We start from the raw sequence: 2,614 nt of genomic DNA on the forward strand, positions 1-2,614 counted from the left end.
ATTCCCGACCTCAAGGAGCCGGCGCCGAGCGATGCGGAGATCGCCACGATGATCGCAGCCGCCTCGCGCGTTCCTGATCATGGCCGGCTCGAGCCCTGGCGGTTCATCCTCTACCGCGGCGAGGCGCGGGCCGAGATCGGCAAGAAGCTCGCGGCCCTTGCCGAGCAGCGCGAGGGGCCGCTGCCGGAAGGGCGGCGCAACCAGGAACTGGCGCGCTTCTCGCGCGCGCCGCTGGTGATCGGCGTGGTGTCGGTGCCGCGCGAGAATCCCAAGATCCCGCAATGGGAGATGTTCCTGTCGGGCGGAATGGCGGCTATGAATCTGATGATCGCGGCCAATGCGCTGGGCTATGGCACCAACATGATCAGCAACTGGTATTCCGACGTCGCAGAGGGTAGGGCGATCCTCGGGCTGTCGCCGCAGGAGCGCGTCATCGGCTTCGTCCATATCGGCTCATACCAAGGACCTGCGCCGGAGCGGCCGCGGCCCGATCCGGCGAAGCTCTATGCCGACTACACCGGACCCTGGGCCGGCTAAAATGTTCTACGAGCCTTCGAAGGGGCATGGCCTGCCGCACGATCCGTCGAAGGCGATCGTGGCGCCCCGCCCCATCGGATGGATATCGACATTGAACAAGGCCGGCGAGATCAACCTCGCGCCCTATTCGTTCTTCAATGCGTTTTCGACGCGACCCTTCATTGTCTGGTTCTCATCCGAAGGCGCGAAGGACAGCGCCACCTTCGCTGAAGAGACCGGCGAATTCGTCGCCAATCTCGTCAGCCGTGAGCTGGCAGAGAAGATGAACCGCACGGCCGTCGATGCGCCGCGCGGCGTCAGCGAGTTCGCGTACGCCGATCTCGCCATGGCGCCGTCGCGCCTGGTCGCGCCGCCGCGTGTGGCGGAAGCGCCGGCGGCTCTGGAATGCAAGGTGACGGAAATCCTTCGTCCGCGGGCGTTGGACGGCACTAAAACCAGCGCCGTCGTCGTCGCCGGCGAGGTCGTCGGCGTCCATATCGACGATGCCTATCTCAAGGACGGCCAGTTCGACATCGTCAGGGCCGGCAATGTCGCCCGGCTCGGCTATATGGACTATGCCAGCGTCAACGAGATTTTCTCGATGCGGCGGCCGCGCTGGGGGAAGGATTAGAGCGCCTTGCCGTCATCACGGCGCGCACATAGCCCGGTTCGCCGATGCGGATGCTGCCGTCAGGCAGCCCGAGGATGCGGTCGAGCGCGATCTCGTAGAGCCTGACGCGCCTCTCCAGGGCTTCGATCGCTATTTCCAAGTCGGCATCGCTGCCGCTGGCGAACGCCTTGGCGATGACGTCGTGCGTGGCCATGCCGAACTGCATGACGATGTCGGCAACGCCTTCCGGGTCGAATGTTCGGAACGTGCCGTCCTCGACGCCTTGCCGGATGATCTCGACAAGCACGGGCGAGAACGACGCGCTGGCCGCCAGATTGATGCGGTGGAACAGCACCAGGTTTTCAGGCCGGAACAACGTCTCGAAAAGCGCCCAGGCTTCCGCCGCGGTCTCGATCTTGGCCTGCCGCGACTTTGCGAGCAGGGCATTGAGGCGCCCGAGCGGATCGAGCGCCGGATCGGCGAGTACGTCCTGGACACCTGCCAGCGCCTGTCTCGCGAAGCGCTCGGCCAGCGCTTCAAGCAGCGCCTCCTTGGAGGGGAAGTAGTGATAGAAGGCGCCTTTCGAGATGCCGGCGGCGGCAATCACGTCATTGAGGCTCGCCTTGTCGTAGCCATGCGCCAGGAACAGGGCCTGGGCATGGTTCAGCAGTTCTTCTCGCCTGAGTTCCGGATGCTTGATGATGCGTGGCATAGCGAAACCTTCTGCACGTCGCGACCGTTCCCGTCCAGATGCCTGAACGTCGATAAGACTTGAGAATAGACCATCGGTCGGTATAATAGACCGCTGGTCTAATATGGCCAATAGCGTGGGGCATGTCACGGAAGGTTGGTCATGATCGCGAAATTGGTTCTCCAGACATTCGTGTGGTTCGGCGTCATGGGCGCACTGATGTTTGGGTCGGCAGGTACGCTGCACTGGGCCGCAGCCTGGGTCTACATAGTCGTGATGGTCGGCCTAAGCCTTACCATGGGTGTGGCGCTCGCCCGGCGCGATCCGGGTCTGATGAATGAGCGCCTCCGCCTTCCGATCCAGAAGACCCAGTCCGCGGCCGATAAGATATTGCTGAGCATATTGCTGCTCGGCATCTTCGGCTGGCTGGCGCTGATGGGGTTGGATGTTCGTTTCGGCTGGTCGGCGGTTCCCGTATGGGTGCAAGCGATCGGCGCGCTGGTCCTGCTTGTCGGCATCTGGATCTGCTATCTGACGATGCTCGAAAACAGCTTCGCGGCGCCAGTCGTGAAGATCCAGGACGAGCGCGGGCAACGCGTCATCACCACCGGCCCCTACAGCTACGTCCGCCACCCGATGTATGCCGGCGCCATACTCTATTTCGCCGGCACCGCGCTGCTGCTCGGATCCTGGTGGGGATTGGCATCGGTGCTCGTCTTCATCGTGCTGCTCGCCATCCGCACCTTCATCGAAGAAAAAGCGCTGCGCGCCGGCCTGCGCGGATATGATGACTATGC

General features: G+C 63.4%; 4 protein-coding genes. 3 read left to right on the forward strand and 1 reads right to left on the reverse strand.

Translation table 11 applies throughout. The features are described 5' to 3' along the window. Both EOA29_RS32455 and EOA29_RS32460 read left to right on the forward strand, forming a co-directional pair. The coding region (locus tag EOA29_RS32455) for a nitroreductase (protein WP_245468637.1) at nt 1–537 on the forward strand (537 nt) is incomplete at its 5' end. A gap of 1 nt (nt 538) precedes the next feature. Continuing rightward, nucleotides 539–1,147: a flavin reductase family protein gene (locus tag EOA29_RS32460; protein ID WP_127222145.1), complete on the forward strand. Its 609-nt coding sequence runs from the start codon at nt 539–541 to the stop codon at nt 1,145–1,147. Here EOA29_RS32460 and EOA29_RS32465 read toward each other — a convergent pair. Beyond that, a complete protein-coding gene (locus EOA29_RS32465; protein WP_126093455.1) occupies nt 1,101–1,838 on the reverse strand; it encodes a TetR/AcrR family transcriptional regulator in 738 nt (245 codons plus the stop codon). The two genes, EOA29_RS32460 and EOA29_RS32465, sit on opposite strands and share 47 nt — an antisense overlap. 141 nt (nt 1,839–1,979) lie before the next feature. Between EOA29_RS32465 and EOA29_RS32470 the strand changes: the two genes are divergently transcribed. Beyond that, nucleotides 1,980–2,614 (forward strand): isoprenylcysteine carboxylmethyltransferase family protein (locus EOA29_RS32470; RefSeq protein WP_145969932.1); only part of this gene is annotated, 635 nt, incomplete at its 3' end.

Source organism: Mesorhizobium sp. M1E.F.Ca.ET.063.01.1.1, from assembly GCF_003998155.1.
Classification (GTDB): domain Bacteria; phylum Pseudomonadota; class Alphaproteobacteria; order Rhizobiales; family Rhizobiaceae; genus Mesorhizobium.